This is a genomic window from Rhodoferax sp. OV413 (assembly GCF_900104385.1).
Taxonomy (GTDB): domain Bacteria; phylum Pseudomonadota; class Gammaproteobacteria; order Burkholderiales; family Burkholderiaceae_C; genus Rhodoferax_B.
Window position 1 is genome coordinate 41619 of record NZ_FNJA01000002.1, and the last position, 21136, is coordinate 62754.

Annotated in this window: 24 protein-coding genes; 13 read left to right on the top strand and 11 right to left on the bottom strand. The window is 63.5% G+C overall.

Annotated features, from left to right (window positions below):
* Positions 1-10 precede the first annotated feature (10 nt).
* The 6 genes from BLT66_RS07610 to mnmG are packed head-to-tail and all read right to left on the bottom strand — an operon-like array spanning position 11 to position 5596.
* Positions 11-931 (bottom strand): ParB/RepB/Spo0J family partition protein, encoded by a 921-nt coding sequence (locus BLT66_RS07610; RefSeq protein ID WP_092757095.1) that lies wholly within the window; start codon positions 929-931, stop codon positions 11-13.
* Between the two features lie 13 nt (positions 932-944).
* Complete coding sequence (locus BLT66_RS07615; RefSeq protein ID WP_092757096.1) at positions 945-1478, bottom strand: RBBP9/YdeN family alpha/beta hydrolase; 534 nt, start codon at positions 1476-1478, stop codon at positions 945-947.
* A 57-nt stretch (positions 1479-1535) separates the two neighbouring features.
* A complete protein-coding gene (locus tag BLT66_RS07620) occupies positions 1536-2306 on the bottom strand; it encodes a ParA family protein (protein WP_092757097.1) in 771 nt (256 codons plus the stop codon).
* An 18-nt stretch (positions 2307-2324) separates the two neighbouring features.
* Positions 2325-2939, bottom strand: a complete 615-nt coding sequence (locus BLT66_RS07625) for a LysE family transporter (RefSeq protein ID WP_092757098.1) — start codon at positions 2937-2939, stop codon at positions 2325-2327.
* A 30-nt stretch (positions 2940-2969) separates the two neighbouring features.
* Positions 2970-3626, bottom strand: a complete 657-nt coding sequence (gene rsmG / locus BLT66_RS07630; RefSeq protein ID WP_092757099.1) for a 16S rRNA (guanine(527)-N(7))-methyltransferase RsmG — start codon at positions 3624-3626, stop codon at positions 2970-2972.
* The gene (gene mnmG / locus BLT66_RS07635; protein ID WP_092757100.1) at positions 3623-5596 is read right to left on the bottom strand and encodes a tRNA uridine-5-carboxymethylaminomethyl(34) synthesis enzyme MnmG; all 1974 of its coding nucleotides are present in this window, start codon (positions 5594-5596) and stop codon (positions 3623-3625) included. Before mnmG ends, rsmG begins: the two co-directional genes overlap by 4 nt.
* Before the next feature lie 167 nt (positions 5597-5763).
* Between mnmG and BLT66_RS07640 the strand changes: the two genes are divergently transcribed.
* The 5 genes from BLT66_RS07640 (at position 5764) to BLT66_RS07660 (ending at position 9654) form a co-directional block, all read left to right on the top strand.
* Positions 5764-6321 (top strand): NADPH-dependent FMN reductase, encoded by a 558-nt coding sequence (locus BLT66_RS07640; protein WP_092757101.1) that lies wholly within the window; start codon positions 5764-5766, stop codon positions 6319-6321.
* 20 nt (positions 6322-6341) lie between these two features.
* Positions 6342-7100 carry a hypothetical protein gene (locus tag BLT66_RS07645; protein ID WP_092757102.1) on the top strand — a complete coding sequence of 253 codons (759 nt, stop codon included), beginning with the start codon at positions 6342-6344 and terminating at the stop codon, positions 7098-7100.
* 11 nt (positions 7101-7111) lie between these two features.
* Complete coding sequence (locus BLT66_RS07650) at positions 7112-7390, top strand: DUF2164 domain-containing protein (protein ID WP_092757103.1); 279 nt, start codon at positions 7112-7114, stop codon at positions 7388-7390.
* 182 nt (positions 7391-7572) lie between these two features.
* Positions 7573-8508, top strand: a complete 936-nt coding sequence (locus BLT66_RS07655; RefSeq protein WP_092757104.1) for a DUF808 domain-containing protein — start codon at positions 7573-7575, stop codon at positions 8506-8508.
* Between the two features lie 141 nt (positions 8509-8649).
* A complete protein-coding gene (locus BLT66_RS07660; RefSeq protein ID WP_092757105.1) occupies positions 8650-9654 on the top strand; it encodes a transporter in 1005 nt (334 codons plus the stop codon).
* Positions 9655-9699: 45 nt separating this feature from the next.
* Here the strand turns inward: BLT66_RS07660 and BLT66_RS07665 are convergent, their stop codons facing one another.
* The 5 genes from BLT66_RS07665 to BLT66_RS07685 all read right to left on the bottom strand — a co-directional run bounded on the left by BLT66_RS07665 (position 9700) and on the right by BLT66_RS07685 (position 13234).
* Positions 9700-10467 carry a hypothetical protein gene (locus BLT66_RS07665; RefSeq protein WP_092757106.1) on the bottom strand — a complete coding sequence of 256 codons (768 nt, stop codon included), beginning with the start codon at positions 10465-10467 and terminating at the stop codon, positions 9700-9702.
* Positions 10468-10583: 116 nt separating this feature from the next.
* Entirely contained in the window at positions 10584-11069 is a 486-nt protein-coding gene (locus BLT66_RS07670; protein ID WP_092757107.1) for a C40 family peptidase, read from the bottom strand.
* A 44-nt stretch (positions 11070-11113) separates the two neighbouring features.
* The gene (locus BLT66_RS07675; protein WP_092757108.1) at positions 11114-11359 is read right to left on the bottom strand and encodes a hypothetical protein; all 246 of its coding nucleotides are present in this window, start codon (positions 11357-11359) and stop codon (positions 11114-11116) included.
* Positions 11360-11381: 22 nt separating this feature from the next.
* Positions 11382-12434 carry a Gfo/Idh/MocA family protein gene (locus BLT66_RS07680; RefSeq protein WP_092757109.1) on the bottom strand — a complete coding sequence of 351 codons (1053 nt, stop codon included), beginning with the start codon at positions 12432-12434 and terminating at the stop codon, positions 11382-11384.
* Entirely contained in the window at positions 12431-13234 is an 804-nt protein-coding gene (locus BLT66_RS07685; protein ID WP_092757110.1) for a ThuA domain-containing protein, read from the bottom strand. Before BLT66_RS07685 ends, BLT66_RS07680 begins: the two co-directional genes overlap by 4 nt.
* 122 nt (positions 13235-13356) lie before the next feature.
* Here BLT66_RS07685 and BLT66_RS07690 point away from each other — a divergent pair, with 122 nt between their 5' ends.
* The 8 genes from BLT66_RS07690 (at position 13357) to BLT66_RS07725 (ending at position 21135) form a co-directional block, all read left to right on the top strand.
* Positions 13357-14304, top strand: a complete 948-nt coding sequence (locus tag BLT66_RS07690; protein WP_218922583.1) for a helix-turn-helix transcriptional regulator — start codon at positions 13357-13359, stop codon at positions 14302-14304.
* Entirely contained in the window at positions 14301-14879 is a 579-nt protein-coding gene (locus BLT66_RS07695) for an NADPH-dependent FMN reductase (protein ID WP_092757111.1), read from the top strand. The genes BLT66_RS07690 and BLT66_RS07695 overlap by 4 nt, the downstream gene beginning before the upstream one ends.
* Before the next feature lie 57 nt (positions 14880-14936).
* The gene (locus BLT66_RS07700) at positions 14937-15218 is read left to right on the top strand and encodes a YkgJ family cysteine cluster protein (protein ID WP_092757112.1); all 282 of its coding nucleotides are present in this window, start codon (positions 14937-14939) and stop codon (positions 15216-15218) included.
* Positions 15219-15277: 59 nt separating this feature from the next.
* Positions 15278-16381, top strand: coding sequence for an alkene reductase (locus BLT66_RS07705; RefSeq protein ID WP_092757113.1), 1104 nt, complete (start codon positions 15278-15280; stop codon positions 16379-16381).
* Between the two features lie 404 nt (positions 16382-16785).
* Positions 16786-17436: a DsbA family oxidoreductase gene (locus BLT66_RS07710; protein WP_092757114.1), complete on the top strand. Its 651-nt coding sequence runs from the start codon at positions 16786-16788 to the stop codon at positions 17434-17436.
* A gap of 142 nt (positions 17437-17578) precedes the next feature.
* Complete coding sequence (locus BLT66_RS07715; protein WP_092757828.1) at positions 17579-18643, top strand: ABC transporter ATP-binding protein; 1065 nt, start codon at positions 17579-17581, stop codon at positions 18641-18643.
* 39 nt (positions 18644-18682) lie between these two features.
* Positions 18683-19966, top strand: coding sequence for an ABC transporter substrate-binding protein (locus BLT66_RS07720; RefSeq protein WP_092757115.1), 1284 nt, complete (start codon positions 18683-18685; stop codon positions 19964-19966).
* Between the two features lie 257 nt (positions 19967-20223).
* Positions 20224-21135 (top strand): ABC transporter permease, encoded by a 912-nt coding sequence (locus tag BLT66_RS07725; protein ID WP_092757116.1) that lies wholly within the window; start codon positions 20224-20226, stop codon positions 21133-21135.
* Position 21136: the final 1 nt, after the last annotated feature.

Genomic DNA, 21136 nt, shown 5'->3' on the forward strand with positions numbered 1-21136 from the left:
CGGCATGGGCTTAGCGGGCGGCGCCGCGGCTGAGTTTGTCGATCAGGCCGTTGAGCTCGTCGAGCGAGCCGAACTGCACCGTCAGCTCGCCCATTTCCTCGATCTTGCCGTGGCGCTTGACGCGCTTCTTGATGCTGATTTCTACGTCCGCCATCAGCAGGTCGGAGAGCTCTTCTTCGACCCGTTTCAGGTCGCGCGACTTCTCTTTTTGCAGCTTGGGCGAAGGGGTCAGCGAGAACTCGGCGCTGAGCTTCTTGACCAGGCCCTCGGCCTCACGCACCGACATCTTCTTGGCGGCGATCTGGCTGGCGGCTGTGATCTGCGAAGCCTTGTCCAGCGCCAGCAGGGCCCGCGCATGGCCCATGTCCAGGTCGCCGGCCATCAGCATGGTTTGCACCGGTTCGGCCAGGTTCAGCAGGCGCAGCAGGTTGCTGGCGGCGCTGCGCGAGCGGCCCACGGCCTGGGCGGCCAGCTCGTGGGTCAGGCCGAATTCCTTTACCAGGCGCTGCAGGCCCTGGGCTTCTTCCAGCGGGTTCAGGTCTTCGCGCTGGATGTTTTCGATCAGCGCCATGGCGGCGGCGGACTCGTCCGGCACATCGCGCACCAGCACCGGCACCCGGTCCAGACCGGCCAGGCGGGCCGCACGGAAACGCCGTTCGCCGGCGATGATTTCGTACTTGCCGGCGTTGTCGCCGCTGGTCAGGCGCCGCACCAGGATTGGCTGCATGATGCCCTGGACCTTGATGCTCTCGGCCAGCTCGTACAGCGCGCCCTCATCCATGCGGGTGCGCGGCTGGTATTGGCCGGCCACCAGCTCGGTCAGCAGCAGCTCGGTGGGCAGGCCAGGCTCTTGCGGTACAGGGTCTTGTACCTTGGGGCCGAGCAAGGCGTCCAGGCCCATGCCCAGGCCTTTGCGTTTAGGGGTTGCCATATCTATGTGCTTTCTATTTTTGATTCAGTAACAGCGCCCTGCCCTGCGGCCAGTCGCCGAGGCCGGATTCGGCATTGATGTGGCCGCGCTCGCCGATGTTGTGCAAGGCCGCACCCCAGTGGTTGGCCAGCTTCGCAGCTGCCTCGAAGCTGCAATACGGGTCGTCGGTGGACGCCACCAGGGCTGCCGAGAACGGCAGGGCCTGCAGCACCGGCTGGGCCCAGCGGTGCAGCTGGGGCGGGTAGTCGGGCTGGGCCGTGTCGGGCGGTGCCACCAGCAAGGCGCCCTGCACTTTGCCGAGGCTGCCCGACACCGCGGCCCAGGCCGCCACCAGGTGGCAGCCCAGGCTGTGCGCCGCCAGCAGAACCGAGCCATCCTGCTGTTGCACCACCTCTTCGAGGCGGGTGATCCAGTCGCCCCGCAGCGGCTGCATCCAGTCGTGCTGCTCAACCCGCAGGTCGCCAAACTGGGTTTCCCACAAAGTTTGCCAATGGCTGGGGCCGGAGTTTTGCCAGCCGGGGAGCAACAATACGCGTACAGATGTCATTTGCTATTGATTTAGTAGCTACTTGCGCAGGTAGTACATGCGCCAACGGCCTATTTGTTACATGGATTTGATGCGCAAGACCATTTCTTCGGCGAAATCAACGTAGGCCACGCTGCCCTTGGCGGAAGGGTCGAACACCACGCCCGGCAGGCCGTAGCTGGGCGCTTCGGCCAGGCGCACATTGCGCGGGATCACAGTGTTGAACACCTTGTCGGCAAAGTGCGCCTTCAGCTGGTCGCTGACCTGCTGCTGCAAGGTGATGCGCGGGTCGAACATCACGCGCAGCAGGCCGATGATCTGCAGGTCCTTGTTCAGGTTGGCATGCACCTGCTTGATGGTGTTGACCAGATCGGTCAGGCCTTCGAGCGCAAAGTATTCGCACTGCATGGGCACGATCACACCGTTGGCGGCGCACAGGCCGTTCAGGGTCAGCATCGACAGGCTGGGCGGGCAGTCGATCAGCACAAAGTCGTAGTCCTGCGCCACGGCCTCGATGGCGGCACGCAGACGCTTTTCGCGCCGCTCCATCGCCACCAGCTCCACCTCGGCACCGCTGAGTTCGCGGCTGGAGCCGAGCACGTCGTAGCCGCATTTTTCCGACTTGACCCGCGCCTCGGCGATGCTGGCCGACTCCAGCAGCACGTCGTACACCGTCAGCTCCAGGGTCCGCTTGTCCACACCCGAACCCATGGTGGCATTGCCTTGCGGGTCCAGGTCAATCATCAGCACCCGCTGCCCGACCTTGGCCAGGCCCGCCGCCAGATTCACCGTGGTGGTGGTCTTGCCGACACCGCCCTTTTGGTTCGCTACACAGAATACTTTGGCCATGGATGCTTTCGACACAGATTATTTAGACAGAGCCAGCTTGACGCCAAAGCCAATCAGAAACACACCCGCCAGCTTGTTCAGCGCACGGGACACGACCGGGTTCGCACGCATGCGCTCGGCCAGAAAATGGGTCAACAGCGTGGCGATCAGGCCATACACAAATGTCAGCGCGGCAATCGTCAAGGCCATCACCGCAAAGGTCAGCAGGCCCCGGTGCTGCACAGGGTCGACGAACAGCGGGAAGAAAGCCATGTAGAAGACGATGGCCTTGGGGTTCAGCAGGGTGATCATCAAGGCCTGGCGCAGGAAGTGGGACGGCTTGATGTTCAGAATCGGCGCGTCGCCGGCCTTGGCCAGCAGCATCTTGAAACCCAGATAGGCCAGGTAGGCCGCACCCACCCACTGCACCGCCGCGAAGGCCACCGGGTAGCTGGCCAGCAAGGCCGCCACGCCAGCCACCGCGGTCCACATCAGCACCTGGTCACCGAGGATCACGCCCAGCGTCGCGGCCAGGCCGCCGCGGATTCCGCCCTTACTGGTGGAGGTGATCAAGGCCAGATTACCGGGCCCGGGGATCATCAAGAAAACGATGATGGCAGCGACAAATGCGCCGTAATTTGCAATGCCAAACATGGAAAACTCCTCGCGTGTGAGGAGCCGAGTTTACGCGACGGCGTTTTTAATCTTCATCCAGATGATGCAGCGTTCGGCATCCAGGCCGGGCACAGTTAACTGTTCCACGTGAAACACTGCCACTGTGGTGGGCAAAACTGCCAGTTCGGCGTCCGGGTGCTTGCCCTTCATGGCCAGCCAGACACCCTGCTCTGCCAGGCTGGACACCGACCAGGTCGTGAAGTCCAGCAGCGAAGCGAAAGCCCGTGAGCTCACCACCTCGAACTTTTCCTTCAGGTTTTCCACCCGCGCATGCACACCGCGCAGATTGCGCAGCTTCAGCTCCAGCGCCACCTGCTGCACAAACGCGGCTTTCTTGCCCACCGTGTCGACGCAGCTCACATGCAGGTCTGGGCAGCAGATGGCGAACACCACGCCGGGCAGGCCGCCGCCCGAGCCCACGTCCAGCAAGCGGGCACCCGGCGCCAAAGTCGCCAGATGCTTTTGCAACGGCGGCACCGCGGCCAGGCTGTCGATCAGATGGTGGGTCAGCGCTTCGTCCGGGTCGCGCACTGCCGTTAGGTTGTAGACCTTGTTCCACTTCAGGATCAGGTCCAGATAACGCAGCAGGGTTTGCAGTTGCTCGGCCGACAAGGCAAGGCCGAGTTGTTCGGCAGCCTGGGTCAGGGTTTGCAGACGGTCGCTCACAGAACAGCCTCTTCTACCGTCGGACGGTCTTTCCAGCCCATTTTCTTCAAGTGCACCAGCAGCAGCGAGATCGCCGCCGGCGTCACGCCGGTCATGCGCGAAGCCAGGCCCAGGGTTTCCGGGCGGTGTTTATGCAAGGTCTGGCGTACCTCGAAACTCAGCGCGGTGACGGCCAGGTAGTCCAGGTCGGCCGGAATCTTCAGATGCTCGTAGTGCGCAGCGCGGTCGATCTCGGACTTCTGGCGCTCAATGTAGCCCGAGTATTTGGCGTTGATGTCCACCTGCTCCAGCACCGCGGCAACGAAATCGGTCTCGGCTGTTTCACGTGGAACAGCGGCAGAAAATTCTTCTACCGCAAACTTGCCATCGGCCAAGGTCATCAGCTGGCCATAGCTCACGTCGGGCCGGCGCAGCAATTCGGCCAGGCTGTATTCGTGTTCGATGGCCTTGCCCAAGACGCGTTCGGATTCGGCCGCCGCCAGGTTCTTCGGGCTGACCCAGAGGCCACGCAGGCGCTCTGTTTCACGTGAAACAGCATCGCGCTTGCGGTTGAACGACTCCCAGCGCGCATCGTCCACCAGGCCCATGTTGCGGCCGGCTTCCGTGAGGCGCATGTCGGCGTTGTCCTCGCGCAGCTGCAGGCGGAACTCGGCGCGGCTGGTGAACATGCGGTAGGGCTCGGTCACGCCCTTGGTGATCAGGTCGTCGACAAGTACGCCCAGGTAAGCCTGGTCGCGGCCCGGCAGCCAGGATGCTTCGCCCCGACATTGCAGCGCAGCGTTGATGCCGGCGAACAGGCCTTGTGCCGCAGCTTCTTCGTAGCCAGTGGTGCCGTTGATCTGACCGGCGAAAAACAGGCCGCCAATAGCCCGGGTTTCAAAGCTGCTTTTCAGTGCGCGCGGGTCGAAGTAGTCGTATTCAATCGCGTAGCCGGGGCGCAGGATGTGGGCGTTTTCCAGCCCGACCATGGAGCGCACCAGGTCGTACTGCACGTCGAACGGCAAGCTGGTGGAGATGCCGTTGGGGTAGACCTCGTGGGTGGTCAGGCCTTCAGGCTCCAGGAAAATCTGGTGACTCTCTTTGTCTGCAAAGCGGTTGATCTTGTCTTCCACACTCGGGCAGTAGCGCGGGCCTACGCCCTCGATCTTGCCGGTGAACATCGGGCTGCGGTCGAAGCCGGAGCGGATGATCTCGTGGGTGCGCGCATTCGTATGCGTAATCCAGCACGGCATTTGCGCCGGGTGCATGGAGCGCTTGCCCATGAAGCTGAACACCGGAATCTGGTCGCCGACGCCGCCCGGCATGCCGTCGCCGGGCTGTTCGGCCAGTTTGCTGTAATCAATGCTACGGCCGTCGATACGCGGTGGCGTGCCGGTTTTCAGGCGGGCTTGCGGCAGCTTCAGTTCCTTGAGCCGTGCGCTCAGGCTGACCGCCGGCGGATCACCGGCGCGGCCGGCGGCGTAGTTGTTCAGGCCGACGTGGATCTTGCCGTCCAGGAAGGTGCCGGCCGTCAGCACCACGGTGCGGCTGCGGAACTGGATGCCGACCTGGGTGACGGCGCCGACCACGCGATCGCCTTCTATCATCAGGTCGTCCACCGCCTGCTGGAACAACCACAGGTTGGGCTGGTTCTCCAGCATGCGGCGGATCGCGGCTTTGTACAACACCCGGTCGGCCTGGGCACGGGTGGCACGCACGGCCGGGCCCTTGCTGGAATTGAGAATGCGGAACTGGATGCCGCCCTCGTCGGTGGCCAAGGCCATCGCGCCGCCGAGTGCGTCCACCTCTTTCACCAGATGGCCCTTGCCGATGCCGCCAATCGACGGGTTGCAGCTCATCTGGCCCAGGGTCTCGATGTTGTGCGTCAGCAGCAGAGTTTTGCTGCCCATGCGCGCAGCGGCCAGCGCGGCCTCGGTGCCGGCATGGCCACCGCCAACCACGATCACATCAAATTCCTGGGGGTACAACATACACATTCCTATCGGTTCAAGCGCCCAGTTCTCCATGCACGGGCGCGTCGGCGCAGAGTGCCCCGGATGGGGCGGCGTACAGACTAGAAGCTGGGGGGTTGTATATTTTAGTGGGCCGGGCCGTTTCTGGCCCCCGGCGTCCGATTCCCCATTCCCCTTCCGGTCCCATGCACATCCTCGCCCTGTCCGGCAGCCTGCGCGCTGCCTCCATCAACAGCGCCCTGCTGCGCGCCGCCGCCCGCCTGGCTGAACCGGATGTGCAGGTTCACGTCAGCCATTGTGTGGGCCAACTGCCGCTGTTCAACCCCGATCTGGACCCGGCCCAGCAGCCTACCGTCTGCGCCCTGTACGCCGAGGTGCAAGCCGCCGATGCGCTGCTGCTCGCCAGCCCGGAATACGCCCACGGCATCAGCGGCGCGATGAAGAATGCGCTGGACTGGCTGGTCAGCTTCGAACCCTTTGTGGCCAAGCCGGTGGCCGTGCTAAATGCCTCGCCACGCGCCCACCTGGCCGATGCCGCGCTGCGCGAGATACTGAAAACCATGTCGGCCGAGATTGTCGAAGCGGCGTCCATCAGCATTCCTTTACTGGGCGCGCAGCTCAGCGAAGACGGCATGCTGGCCGATCCAGCCGTTTCGCAGGCCATCCGGGGCGCCCTGGATGCCCTGCAGCAAGCCGTCCCATCCCACCCTTCCCTGCAAGATCCCGCATTCCCGCTGGACTGATACCACTTCCCTCTTCTACCGTGCTCACTCTCAAACTATTGCTGGTTCCTACATTTCTGCTGCTGGTCACGCTGGCCGGTAAACGCTGGGGGCCGGCGATTGCCGGCTGGCTGGCCGGGCTACCGGTGGTCGCCGGCCCCATCCTGTTCTTCCTGGCCATAGAACATGGCATCCCGTTCACCGCCCGCGCGGCCACCGCGGCGCTGTCGGCGGTACTGGCATCGGTGGCCTTCAGCCTGGCCTATGCGCATGCGGCGCAACGCCTGCCCTGGCAAGCGTCCATGGCCCTGGGTTTAGTGGGTTGGACCGCAACCGCGCTGTGCCTGTCGGCCTATCCGTTGACGCAGGCCATGGCCCTGCTGGCGGCATTGCTCGCCCTGCTGACGGCACCGCGCTGCTTTCCGCGCAGCACAGCCCCCGTACGCGCCCGTCCGCTCGGTGCGGTGGAACTGGGCCTGCGCATGCTGGCCGGTGCTTTTTTGACCGTGGCCGTCACGCTGAGCGCCGCCTACGTAGGCCCGGGCTGGAGCGGTTTGCTGGCGGTGTTTCCGGTCCTGGGTACGGTCCTGGCGGTGTTTTCGCACCGCAGCCAGGGGCCGGCCTTTACCGCCACCTTGCTGAAGGCGATGGTCACGGGGCAGTATGCGGCCGTGGCGTTCTGCTTTACGCTGTCTGTCGCCTTGCCGCGCCTGCCCATGGCGTGGGCATTCGGCACCGCGGTGATGGCCGCCATCACAGTGCAGATCTCCTCCAAACGCGCGCTTATGCGCCAACCCTGACCTACCACCCCATGACTATCGAAATCCCCAAAGACGCGCGCAAAGAAGCCATTGCCTCCATCGAGCGCTACTTCCAGGAAAACATGGAAGAGAAAATCGGCAACATCGCGGCTGGCGCTTTGCTCGGCTTCTTCCTCGAAGAAATCGGCCCGCTGGTCTACAACCAGGGCGTGGCCGATGTGCAGGAGCGGCTGCAGGCACGCATCATGGAAGTCGACATCGAAGTCCATGAAGACCCGTTCACCTACTGGCGCAAGTACGAACGGGCGGGCAAAGGCCGGGCCAAATAATCCCCGCAGACTTCAAGGTAATTTGCTATTTATTTAATAGCTGTCTGCGCAGCTTCTATCTGCGCTAGCGCCTTGTTTTGTATAAATTTTTCACCCCTTTCCACGGTCGGCTCGCCGCGCCAGCGACAATCCGGCCGATACCGCTGCATGGTGCGGCGGCCCTCTAGTAAAGACCCAGCTCCATGGCCTCTAGCCTGCTCGCCCTGATCGACGACATCGCCTCCATCCTGGACGACGTGACCCTGCTCACCAAGGTGGCGGCCAAGAAGACCAGCGGCGTGCTGGGCGACGACCTGGCGCTGAACGCCCAGCAGGTCAGCGGCGTGAAGGCCGAGCGCGAGCTGCCGGTGGTCTGGGCGGTGTGCAAGGGCTCGCTGCGCAACAAGCTGATCCTGGTGCCGGCCGCATTGGCCATCAGCGCCTACGCACCCTGGGCGGTGACGCCGCTGTTGATGGTCGGCGGCGCCTTTCTGTGCTTCGAGGGCTTCGAGAAACTGGCGCACAAATACCTGCACAGCCCGGACCAGGACGCCGCGGAGCACGCGGCCCGGGTAGCAGCCGTGGCCAACCCGGCAGTAGACCTGGTGGCGCTGGAAAAAGACAAGATCAAAGGCGCGGTGCGCACCGACTTCATCCTGTCGGCCGAGATCATTGCCATCACCCTGGGCACGGTACAGGACAGCGGCTTCAGCACCCAACTCACCGTGCTCAGCAGCATCGCGCTGATCATGACGGTCGGCGTCTACGGCCTGGTGGCGGGCATCGTCAAGCTGGACGACGCCGGCCTGTACCTGAGCCAGCAGGCCAGCGCCTTCCAGCGCAGCCTGGGCCGCGGCATTCTGGTGTTTGCGCCGTGGATGATGAAGACCTTGTCCGTCGTCGGCACGGCTGCCATGTTCCTGGTCGGCGGCGGCATCCTGACGCACGGCTGGCCGGCCCTGCATCATCTGGTGGAAGCGCTCACGCAAAAGGCCGCGGACGTGGCCGGCATCGGCCCGCTGCTGCACACCCTGGCGCCGCTGCTGCTGGACGGCATCACCGGCGTGCTGGCGGGCGCCGCGGTGCTGGCCGTGGTGAGCTTGGTCAAGCGGGTGCTGCCCGCCAAGGCGGCTGCCTGAGCACTATGCATTTCATAGCGGCTGGCGCTGGTTCTATCTGCGTCAGCGGCCTTTTTCTTCTGAATTAAACCGGGTTTTGTCACACAACTGTCACCGTACTGCAAGAGACTTGTCGCTTTGCTCACAGGCACTTGCTGCATCATGGACATCAGCTACGGCTCCGACAAGAACGGCCTTTTGTGCGGCTACCGGTTTGAAAACGGCGCGCCCGGCCAGCCCGTCGACCTGGCCGAAGCCACCGCCTGGCTGCGCAACGGCCAGGCCAAGGCCGCGGGAGATTTTGTCTGGCTGCACTTCAACCTCAGCGACGCGGCGGCCGAGGCCTGCATCCGCAAGCACCTGGACGTGGTGCCCGAGTTCTTCGAAGCCCTGCACGAAGGCTCACGCTCCACCCGCATCGAGGACGCGCACGACACGCTGATCGCGGTGGTCAACGACGTGGCCTACGAGTTCGCCTTCGACCCGGCCGAGATCGCCAGCCTGTGGCTCAACGTCGGCCCGCACATGGCCATCAGCGCGCGCTCGCACCCGCTGCGCTCCATCGACCGGATGCGCGCCGCGGTAAAGACCGGCAAGCCCCTGCCCTCTTCCGTGGCCTTTTTGAACACCTTGCTGCAAGAACAAGGCGACGTGCTGGTGCGCATCGTGCGCGACGCCACGGTGCAGGTGGACGTGATCGAAGACAAGTTCCTGGTCGGCCGGCTGCAGAACCGGCGCGCCGACCTGGGCAAGCTGCGCCGCGTGCTGGTGCGGCTGCAGCGCCTGCTGGCGCCCGAGCCGGGGGCGCTGTTCCGCCTGCTGCGGCTGCCGCCACCCTGGATCAGCGAACACGACCTGGAAGAGCTGCGCCAGGCCACGGAAGAGTTCTCGCTGACCATCCGCGACATGTCGGAGCTGAAGGAGCGCATCAAGCTGCTGCAGGAAGAAATCGCCGCCCAGGTCAGCGAGCAGACCAACCGCAGCGTCTTCACCCTGACCATGGTGACCGTGCTGGCCCTGCCGATCAACATCGTCGCCGGTTTGCTGGGCATGAACGTGGGCGGCATCCCGCTGGCCGAGTACCCGCATGGCTTCATGGCCATCGTCTCGATGGTGGCGGTATTTACCGCACTGGCCGCCTGGTACCTGTACCGGCGCAAAGACTGAAACTCTATTTTTGATAGCGGCTGGCGCTTATGCCACCTGCGCTGGCTAGGTATTTGACACCAGGTTTTTGCGGTAGACGGCCAGGCCGAAATCGTAGGCACCGTTGCTGTTGCTGTTGCTGTTGCCGTTGCTGGTCTGGCTGCTGGTGCTGCCCAGCCCCAGCGACGCCAGCATCGCCTGCTGGGTTTTCAGGATGCTCGACTGCTGGGTCAGCGACGACAGCGCCAACCCCAGCGAGCCCTCGGCCCCCAGCGCCTGGGTGGTCACCGCATACACCTGCTGGCCCAGCGTGGCTAGGCTGGCCAGCGCGGCGGTCGGGTCGGCCTTGTAGCTGGTGTCGAAGGTATTCCGGTCCAGCGCCAGCTTGCCGTCCAGGCCCAGGCTGAAACCCAGGTTCTTCAGCGCATCGGTCATGGGCACATTGGTGCTCAGCGCGGCCACCAAGTCCTTTCCGGCGCGGCTGGCGTTCTGGGTGGCGGCCGTGGCCTTGGCAGCTACGACCGCGCTGTTGAAGGCCGAGGCCACATTGCGCACCGCGGTCTGCAACGCCGCAGCCGTGGAGCTGCCGGCCGTGGCCGCACCGTCCAGCGCGCGCGCCGCCACCTGGGTGTCGTACAGCGCGGATTTGAGCTTGCCAAACGAAGATAGCTGCGCGGTGGTGGTGTCGACCTGCGCCTGGATGCGCTTTTCAGCGCGCTGAAAGCCCGGCTGCGCCGACAGGCCGGCATTGGCCGCACTACTCGACGTAACGCGGCTGCGGCTGCCCAGGTACAGGGCCACCGATTGGGCTTTGACGAAGTCGTTGATGTTCATGATGTTGCCGCAAGGCGGCACTTCGGTGAAACCAAGTCCAGTCTAGTCCTAAAGCCCCGCCGTGGATAGACGGCAAATCGGGTGGCAGGTTTCACGTGAAACCACCCGCCACCGCCTCAGGGACGGCGAAAGGCCATTTTCTGCGTCGCCCAGTAGCCGGAATCCAGCGGATTCAAGCGCACCTCGCCGCCACTCGACGGCGCATGCACAAACCGGCCCTCGCCCACGTAGATGCCCGCATGGGTGCCACGGCCGAATACCACCAGGTCGCCAGAGCGCAGCTCCTCACGCGGCACGGCCTGGCCGGCGCTCTGCAACTGGGCCACGGTGCGCGGCAGCTTCAAGCCGGCGCGGTTTTGGTACACGTAGCCGATCAGGCCGCTGCAGTCAAAACCCGCATCCGGCGTATTACCGCCATAGCGGTACGGCGTGCCGACCAGGCTCAGCGCGTAGATGGTGATGTCGGTCGCCTGTTCGGGCGACAGGCGTGACGGCACGGTACTGATCGCAGACGGTTCGGGCGCTCTGGGCGCAGTGGAACAACCGCCCAGCAGCAAAGCGGCAGCGGCCGAGAAAACACAAAAGCTTTTTTGGATATGCATACCGGCCTGACTGTAATGGCCGGTAGGAACCCCCACGCTGCGGATCAGTTCCACTTCCAGACCACCCAGGCCGTCAGTGCTGCGCCCACCAGCCACAGCAACCAGGTTTGCGCCACGGCGTAGGGGTAGAGCATCAAGCCCAGGCCCGCAAATGTCAGGTCGCGCCGGGAGGCCTTACGACCCTGCCGGAACGCAGCAAAACCCACCAGACCAAAAATGATGGCACCCAGGATGTAGGCCGGGCTGGGCAAGGTCAGGCCCATGGATTGCAGCGCATTCAGATCGTTCATGCGGCATGGTAAACCGCTGGTGTTAAGCCTGGATCTGCACCGGCGCCCCGCTGCGCGCACTGGCGTACAGCGCGTCCAGTATCTCCATCACCACCAGACCTTGCTCTCCACCGGCGGGGTGTGGTTGGCCAGTCAGAATCGCCTCGGCATAGTCGAACATGGCCGACGGGGCCAGCTTGGTCGGCGGGCACAGGTGCATATCCACCGGCGCGCCATTCACTTCGGTAAACACATGGGCGTCGAAGGTGTAGCCGCCATTGAGGTTCTTTTGCAGCAAACCGGCCTGGGTGCCGAGCAGCCGGGTCTCCATCAGCTCCTCCTCCTGGATATTCGCGGCCCAGGAGGCCTCCAGCACCAGCGTGGCGCCGTTTTCGAAGCGGATGAAGCCAGCAGCCAGGTCTTCCACGTCAAAGGTCTTGCCGGCCTTCTCCGCCAAGGGGCTGGCGATGGCGTTGTAGCTGCTGCCCATCACCCAGGTCGGTTGCGGGTAGCCCATCAGCCACAGCGCCAGGTCCAGGCGGTGCACGCCCAGGTCGATCAGCGGCCCGCCGCCGGCCAGCGCCTTGGTGCCAAACCAGCCGCCAAAACCCGGCATACCGCGGCGGCGGTGCCAGACGCTGCGGCCGAAATAGAAGTCGCCAAACAGGCCCGCATCGACCTGGGTTTTCAAGGCCCGGGATGCGGCGCTGAAGCGGTACGAGAAGTTGATCATCAGCCGCTTGCCCGCATCCTTGGCGGCTTCCAGCATCTCGCGGCCTTCGTCCGCGTCCATAGCCATGGGCTTTTCGCACAGCACATGGCAGCCGGCAGCCAGGGCCGCCAGGGTCAGCTGTTTGTGGAATTTGTTCGGAGTGCAAACGCTGACCACATCCAGTTGCTCCGCAGCCAGCATGGCCTCGGCGCTGGCGTAGCGGCCGGCAACCGCAAACTCATCGCCCACCAGCTCCAGGCGCGCCGCGTCGGGATCGGCCAGGGCCACCACTTCCACCTGCGGATGCTCTTGCCAGCCCTGGATGTGGGCCCGGCCCATGCCCAGGCCGATCACGCCTACGCGCAGTTTTTTCGCTTCGCTCATACCAGGTCCGCCTGGGTTTGGGTAATGCCGACATTGGCAAAACCGGGCTTGAGGCTGATCGGTTCCAAGGGCGCGGCGTTCGGGCACACGTCGACGATTTGCACCCGCGGTGCGGCCCACTGCACAGCATTGGCAATCACCCGCTGCACATTCTTGTCGTGGTAGGTCGGGTAGGCCTCGTGGCCGGGGCGGAAGTAGAAGATGCGGCCATGGCCGCGCTCCCAGCAGCAGCCAGAGCGGAACACCTCGCCGCCCTCGAACCAGGAGATGAACACAGTGCTGTCGGGCTGCGGAATGTCGAAGCGCTCGCCGTACATTTCTTCGTTCGGCAGCTCGAAATATTCGCCCAGGCCAGCGGCGATGGGGTGCGAAGGCTCGACCACCCAGAGACGCTCTTTCTCGTGCGCTTCGCGCCATTTGAGCGAGCAATTGGTGCCCATCATGCGGCGGAAAATTTTGGAGAAATGGCCGGAGTGCAGCACGATCAGGCCCATGCCTTCGAGCACGCGCTTCTGCACGCGGTCGACGATCGCGTCATCCACCAGGTTGTGCACCTTGTGGCCCCACCAGACCAGCACGTCGCAGTTGGCCAGGCGCTCTTCGCTCAGGCCGTGCTCCAGCTCGTCCAGCGTGGCGGTGCCCACGTCCAGCGGCAAGGCGCCGGGGTTCAGGCCCGGCGTGGTTTGCAAGGCCTGGGCGATGGTGGTGTGCAAGCCCTCGGGGTAGATGGCTGCGACCATGGCGTTTTCGCGTTCATGGCGGTATTCGTTCCAGACAATGACAGAAATCCGGGTTTTCACTGAGAGTCTCCTTGGGGGTCGGATATAGGCTTGCTAGCCCTGATGGATCGAAACTTTAAGCCGCAGACCGCGGTGTACCAAGCGCAATATCTGCCAAAAATCCGCAATCAATAGCAAAAAACATGGATGTCCGATTACAAGCTAGCTCCTGCCTGCAAGCCACCCCCTCGGCACCTGCCGGCGGCCCGAATGCCATGGCCATGCGTGGGCATCTGGCGGACTTTTTGCAACGCGCTATGGCCGGCAGCCTGGTCGTGCACCTGCCCAGCGGGGCGCCGGTAGCGCGTGGCGAAGGCCACTTCCACGTCGGCCCCGAGCTGTTTCTGCAGACCAGCGGTTGGACCGACTTCCGCTTCCCGCACGGCACGCAAACCCTGGGTCCGGGCGAGGCCTTGCTGATGCCGCCCCAGCTGCTGCACTGTGAAAGCGTGCGCGCCGCGCCAGGGCAAAACTTTGCCAACCTGGTGGTCTATGCCGAAGCCCATGCGCTGACCTGCCACCTGGCCTATGAACAAAACGTTGGCCAGCCCGGCATACAGCACCTGGAAATGCGCCAACACCCGCAGGCCCGGCATATCCACGACTGGCTGGCCGATGCGGCCCGGCTCGGCCAGAGCGACGCACCGGCCTGGGCCACCACCCAGATCACGCAGGTGCGCGCCCTGCTGGCCGCCGCCACCGCCGGCGTGTTGCAAGCCCTGGCCGCTACCGACCCGCAGGCCGCGCCCGAATCCGGCTGGGTGACCAAGCTGCGGGTGCTGGTGCAGAACCAGCTCGGCGACCAGGACCTGAGCGTGCGCGGCCTGGCCAGCCAATGCGGCTGCACCGCCGACTACCTGTCGCACCTGTTCCGCCAGCAAACCCAGGAAGCGCTGGTGGCCTACATCAACCGCATGCGCATGGCCCGCGCCGCCCGGCTGTTGACCGAGAGCGCGCTGGCAGTCAAAGAAGTCGCCTGGGCCTGCGGCTTTGCCAACGCCAGCTATTTCATCCACACCTTCCGCGCCCAGCATGGGCAAACACCCAAGGCCTACCGCGAAGCCCGGGCTGTGGTGAAATCTGTGCCATGAAAACCCTCATCTTCGCGGGTAGCACCCGCCAACAGTCGTACAACCGCCAACTGGCCCACGCCGCGGCACAGCTGGCGACCGCCGCCGGGGCCCGGGTCAGCCATATCGAACTGGCCGACTTCGACATCCCCATGTACAACGCCGACCTGGAAGCCAAGGGCACGCCGCCCGATGTGCTGCGCCTGAAACAGCTGATGTTCGAGCACCCAGCCTGGATCATCTGCGCGCCCGAGTACAACGGCAGCTATACCGCGCTGCTGAAGAACACCATCGACTGGGCCTCCAGCCCGGTGAAATCCGACCCGGTATGGAAGGACGGCTTTCGCCCGTTCAGCGGCAAGGTGGTCGGCCTGCTGAGTGCCTCGCCCGGCGGCCTGGGCGGCCTGCGCTCGCTCAGCCATCTCACGCCCTTGATGATGAACCTGCAATGCTGGGTGGCGCCCAAGCAATTCGCCCTGGCCCGCGCCTTCGAAGCCTTTGCCGAAGATGGCAGCCTGAAACAGGACGCGCACCGCGCCGGCGTGCAGGCCGTGGTTGACCAGGTGCTCTGGGCGGCGCAGAAACTACATGCCTGATGGGCCGCTGGCGCTTATTCCACCAGCGCCGGCAGCTCTTAAATAAATAGCAAAATTATGGAATGCCGTTCCGGCTGCGGCGCCTGCTGCATCGCGCCCAGCATCAGTTCACCCATCCCCGGCATGCCGGTGGTGAATGGCGTCAGCAAACCCGCGGGTGTGCGCTGCGTGCAGCTGGATGCGGCCAACCTGTGCCGCATTTTTGGCCAGCCCGAACGCCCAGCGGTCTGCGGCCAGCTGCAGCCGGCTCTGGACATGTGCGGCAGCCATAACGAGCACGCGATGCACTACCTGACCCAGCTGGAAATCGCTACGAGACCTAGCACAGCGCCGGCTTAGGCGCATCTAACAAGGCTTTTTATTTGGGTTTACCCTGCATTTTTTGACAGGAAACCCGCATGACTTCTTTGTTTGACCCGGTACAAGCCGGCAGCCTGCAACTGGCTAACCGCATCGTGATGGCCCCGCTGACGCGCAACCGCTCGCCCAACGCCATCCCTACCCCCTTGGTGGCCGAGTACTACGCGCAGCGCGCCAGCGCCGGCCTGCTGATCACCGAAGCCACCGCCATCAGCCCGCAAGGCCAAGGCTATGCCGACGTGCCCGGCCTGTACGGCACCGAGCAGCTAGACGGCTGGAAGCGCGTCACCAGTGCAGTGCACGCAGCCGGCGGCAAGATCGTGGTGCAGATGTGGCATGTGGGCCGCATCTCGCATGTAGACCTGCAGCCCGACGGCCAGGCACCGGTCGCGCCCTCGGCCATCACCGCCAAAAGCAAAACTTATCTGATCAAGGACGGCCAAGGCCAGTTCGCCGAAACCTCGTACCCGCGGGCCCTGCTGGCCGAGGAGCTGCCCGGCATCGTGGAAAGCTACCGCCACGCGGCCCGCAACGCCATCGAGGCCGGTTTTGACGGCGTGGAAGTACACGCGGCCAACGGCTATCTGCTCGACCAGTTCCTCAAGCTTGGCGCCAACCACCGCACCGACGACTTTGGCGGCAGCATAGAAAACCGCGCCCGTCTGCTGCTGGAAGTGATGCGCGCCGTGGCCGGCGAGATCGGCGGCGGCCGCACCGCCCTGCGCATCTCGCCCGTAACCCCGGCCAACGACATCCACGACCCCGATCCGCAGCCGCTGTTCGAGTACGTGGTGCGCTCCCTGGCGCCGCTGGGCCTGGCCTATGTGCATGTGGTGGAAGGAGCAACCGGCGGCCCGCGGGTGCTGGAAGACCGGCCGTTTGACTACCCTGCCCTGAAAGCCGCCTACCGCGACGCGGGCGGCCAGGCAGCCTGGATGGTCAACAACGGCCTGACCAAGGCCCTGGCCGAGCAGGCCGTGCGCCATGGCGACGATCTGGTGGCCTTTGGCAAGCCTTTCATCAGTAACCCGGACCTGGTGCGCCGTCTGCGCGAAGACGCGCCCCTGAACCCGCCTGACCAAGCCACCTTCTATGGCGGCGGTGCCAAAGGCTATACCGACTACCCGGCCCTGGCCGCATAACCGGGCTGGACCAACCCCGATGGCACTTTACGCAAAATTTGCAATAAAGCAGCCAAATCGGGGTTTTGCGCAGTCATAAGCTGCGCTGACAGCTATTAAAAGTATAGCAATAAGCCACTGAACCGGAGTTTTACACATCCCTTTCTGGTTGGCGGACTTTTTGCATTGGCTATTCTTCTAATGTAGTTATTAATACATAGTAGTAGTAGTAAGCATCGCGCCCGTCTGTGGGTAAGCCCGTTTTATGCTTTGCAATCAAGGGCTTACATTGTGTTGTGGCCTGTGTGTGACCTTGACTTTCTGGTGTCACGCAAATATGAACAACTTTGCGGCGCGTGCATCTCCTGTGGATAACTACCCGGTTGTTCCGAAACTATCCACAGCTTTTTAAACATAGGACAGATATGGCTACGGCTCTCAAGATTGATTTTGTTTCGGACGTTTCCTGCCCCTGGTGCGTGGTCGGCCTGAAGTCGCTGGAACAAGCCCTGGCGCGGGTCGCCGACGACAGCATCCAGGCTGAGCTGCATTTCCAACCCTTCGAGCTGAACCCGCAGATGGCCGCCGAAGGCGAGGACACCACCGAGCACCTGGCGCGCAAATACGGCTCCACCCCCGAACAGGCGGCACGCAACCGCGAAGCCATCCGCCAGCGCGGCGCAGAAGTGGGTTTCACCTTCAATATGGACAAGCGAGACCGCATCTACAACACCTTCGATGCGCACCGCCTGCTGCACTGGGCGGAACTCGAAGGCCAGCAGCATGCGCTGAAGCAGGCCTTGTTCGACGCCTACTTCACCCAGGGCCAGAACCCGAGCTCCCACACCTTGCTGGTGCAGGTTGCCCAACAAGTGGGCCTGGACCCGGCACGCGCGCAGGCGATCCTGGAATCCGGCGAATTTGCCGACGAGGTGCGCGAGCGCGAGCAGTTCTACACCAGCCACGGCATCCATTCGGTGCCGGCGGTCATCATCAACGACCGGCATCTGATCTCCGGCGGCCAGCCGCCCGAGGTGTTCGAGCAAGCTTTAAGGCAAATAGCTGCCGCCGAATAGGCGGAATCGACCCGGCGCACCAAGCCAGCGCTGGCAAATGCGCTGGCTTTTTACTTTGTGCACATTGACGGTGCATTTTTGTACGCAATCTACGGTTTGCATTGGATGCAGAGCTGGCACGGCCTATGCATAGGCCATGGCCATGCAAGCCACCATCCCCACCTCTTCGCCCTCGGCCATCGAAATCGTCGCGCTGACCAAGCGCTATGGATCGGGTAAGCCGGCAGTCGACAGCATCAACCTGCGTATCGCCAGTGGCAGCTACTGCTGTCTGCTGGGGCCGTCGGGTTGCGGCAAGAGCACCACCTTGCGCATGGTGGCGGGGCATGAATCGGTGAGCAGCGGCGACATCCTGCTGGAAAACCGCAACATCACCGACCTGCCGGCGGCCGAGCGCGGCACGGCCATGATGTTCCAGAGCTTTGCGCTGTTCCCGCACCTGTCTGCACTCGACAACGTGGCCTTCAGCCTGAAGATGAAGGGCATGGACAAGGCCGAGCGCCACGCCAAGGCCAAGGATTTGCTGGAGCGCGTGGCCATGGGCCATTTGGCCGACCGCACGCCGGGCGAGCTGTCCGGCGGCCAGCAGCAGCGCGTAGCTTTGGCCCGGGCTTTGATTACCCAGCCCAAGGTGCTGTTGCTGGACGAACCTTTGTCGGCGCTAGACCCCTTCCTGCGCATCCAGATGCGCGCCGAGCTGCGCCGCTGGCAGAAAGAGCTGGGCCTGACCTTTATCCACGTGACCCATTCGCAGGAAGAGGCCATGGCCCTGGCCGACACCATGGTGGTGATGAACCACGGCCTGATCGAACAGGTCGGCAGCCCGCACGAAATCTACAACCGCCCCGCCAGCGAATTCGTGGCGCGCTTCATGGGCGGCCACAACGTGCTGGATACCGCGGCCGGCAAGATTGGTGTGCGCACGGACCACATGCAGATCATCCCCGCCGAGGCCGCCCTGCCCGATGGCGCGCACAACATCCGTGCGGTGGTCAGCGATGTGGAATACCAGGGCACCTACGTGCTGCTGGGCCTGCAAAAACCCGGTGTGGCGCAAACCGCCAGCAGCACCGCCGAATTTTCCGTCATGGTGTCCGAGGCGCAGTTTGCGGCCCGGCCCTACCAGGTGTCTGAGGCCGTGCAGCTGGCCTGGGCCGCCGAAGCGGCACATCCGCTCGGTCCGGTTTCCGTTCCCGTCGCTGCTTAAAAAATTTTCCCCTACCGCAACCCCCTAGGAGTTTTCACCATGTCTGACGCACTTCCTGAATCCACCAACGCCTTGCAGGCGACGATGCAGCGCCGCTCGCTGCTCAAAGGCACGGCCGGCATTCTGGCCACCGGCATCTTCCCGGCAGTGCACTCGGCCGAACCCATCGTGTTGCGCTACCTGGGCACTGCGGTGAACCAGGACAAAGCGATTGCCGAAAAATTCAAGGCCGATACCGGCATCACCATCCAGTACGTGGCCGTGACCACCGACGACGTGACCAAGCGCGCCGTCACCGCACCGAACAGCTTCGACCTGATCGACACCGAATACTTCTCGCTGAAGAAGATCGTGCCCACCGGCAACCTGAAGGGCATCGACGTCAAGCGCATCAAGAACGCCGACAAGATCACCACCTTGTTCACCACTGGCATGGTCAACGGCAAGCCCGTGGGCGACCAGGGCACGGCGCCCAAGAAAGTGATCTTCCTGGAAGGCGAAAAGTCGAAGAAATTCTCGGCCACGCCGACCCAGTTCATGTCCCTGATCCCCACCGTGTACAACGCCGACACGCTGGGCATCCGCCCCGACCTGATCAAGCGCCCGATCAGCTCCTGGGCCGAGCTGCTGAACCCCGAATTCAAGGGCAAGGCCGCGATCCTGAACATTCCGTCCATCGGAATCATGGACGCGGCCATGGTGGTCGAAGCCATGGGCATCTACAAGTACCCCGACAAGGGCAATATGACCAAGAAGGAAATTGATCTGACCATCAAGACCCTGATTGAAGCCAAGAAGCAAGGCCAGTTCCGCGCGCTGTGGAAGGACTTCAACGAGTCGGTCAATCTGATGGCCTCCGGCGAAGTGGTGATCCAGTCGATGTGGTCGCCCGCCGTCACCGCCGTGCGCACCAAGGGCATTGCCTGCAACTTCCAGCCGCTGAAAGAAGGCTACCGCGCCTGGGCTGCCGGCTTCGGCCTGCCCGCCACCCTGAAGGGCAAGACCCTGGACGGCGCCTACGAGTTCATCAACTGGTTCCTCGACGGCTGGGCCGGCGCCTACCTGAACCGCCAAGGCTATTACAGCGCCGTGCTGGAAACCGCCAAGGCCAAGATGGAGCCCTACGAATGGGCGTACTGGATGGAAGGCAAGTCCGCCACCCAGGACATCAAGAGCCCGAACGGCGACCTGCTGGCCAAGGTCGGCCAGATCCGCGACGGCGGCAGCTACGAGTCCCGCATGGGCGGCATCGCCTGCTGGAACGCGCTGATGGACGAGAACAACTACATGGTCCAGAAGTGGAATGAATTCGTCGCAGCATAAATAGGCTCACCCCCAGGCTTGCCCACTGCGTGTGGCAGCGCCAACCCCCTTGCAGGGGGCGATACCAGCGGCACGGCAAAGCCGGTTCCGCGGTATCCCACGAGGGGGCGTTGCTGCGCTCGCCTCGTTTGGGGGCATTCCTTTCACTTCCCTGGTGATGTGAAAGGAATGCCGGAAATTTAAATGAAATCGGGTTCTAGCGCATATTTCACCTGCGCTGGCAGCTACGATTTTGATAGTAACGTGGACACATACCCATGAGCACACCTAGCGCCCCACTCCCTTCGCCGACGCCCGCGCCGGGCCGCAGCCTGTCTGCCTGGTGGCAGGCTACGCCGTTGACGGCGGTGTTTGCGGTGTTCTTTCTGGTGCCGCTGGCGCTGATCATCATGGTCAGCTTCTGGGACTTCAACGAGTACGAGCTGCTGCCCGGCTTCACCTTCAAGAACTACATCTCCATCTTCGACGGCTGCGGCAATACCGTCGAGATGTGCACCACGCTGAAGACCTATTTGTCGACCTTCAAGTTCTGCCTGATGGTCTGGCTGATTACCCTGGTGCTGGGCTTTGCGGTGTCGTACTTTCTGGCCTTCCACATCCGCTCGTCGGGCATGCAGACGCTGCTGTTTGTGCTGTGCACGATTCCGTTCTGGACCTCGAACGTGATCCGCATGATCTCCTGGGTGCCGCTGCTGGGCCGCAATGGGCTGGTGAACCAGGGGCTGGTGGGCGCGGGCATCGTGGACCAGCCGATAGAGTGGCTGCTGTTCTCCGACTTCTCGGTGACCCTGGCCTTTGTGCACCTCTACACCATGTTCATGATCGTGCCCATCTTCAACTCGATGATGCGCATAGACCGCAGCCTGCTGGAAGCCGCCAACGACAGTGGCGCCACCGGCTGGCAAACCCTGTGGAACGTGGTGGTGCCGCTGTGCCGCACTGGCATCATCATCGGCTCGATCTTCGTCATCACCATCGTGATGGGCGACTTCGTCACCGTCGGCGTGATGGGCGGCCAGCAGATCGCGTCCATCGGCAAGATCATTCAGGTGCAGACCTCGTACCTGCAGTTCCCACTGGCCGCCGCCAACGCGGTGATCCTGCTGGCCATCGTCTTGATGATCATCTGGGCGCTAACCCGCTTGGTCGACATCCGCAAGGAGCTCTAAA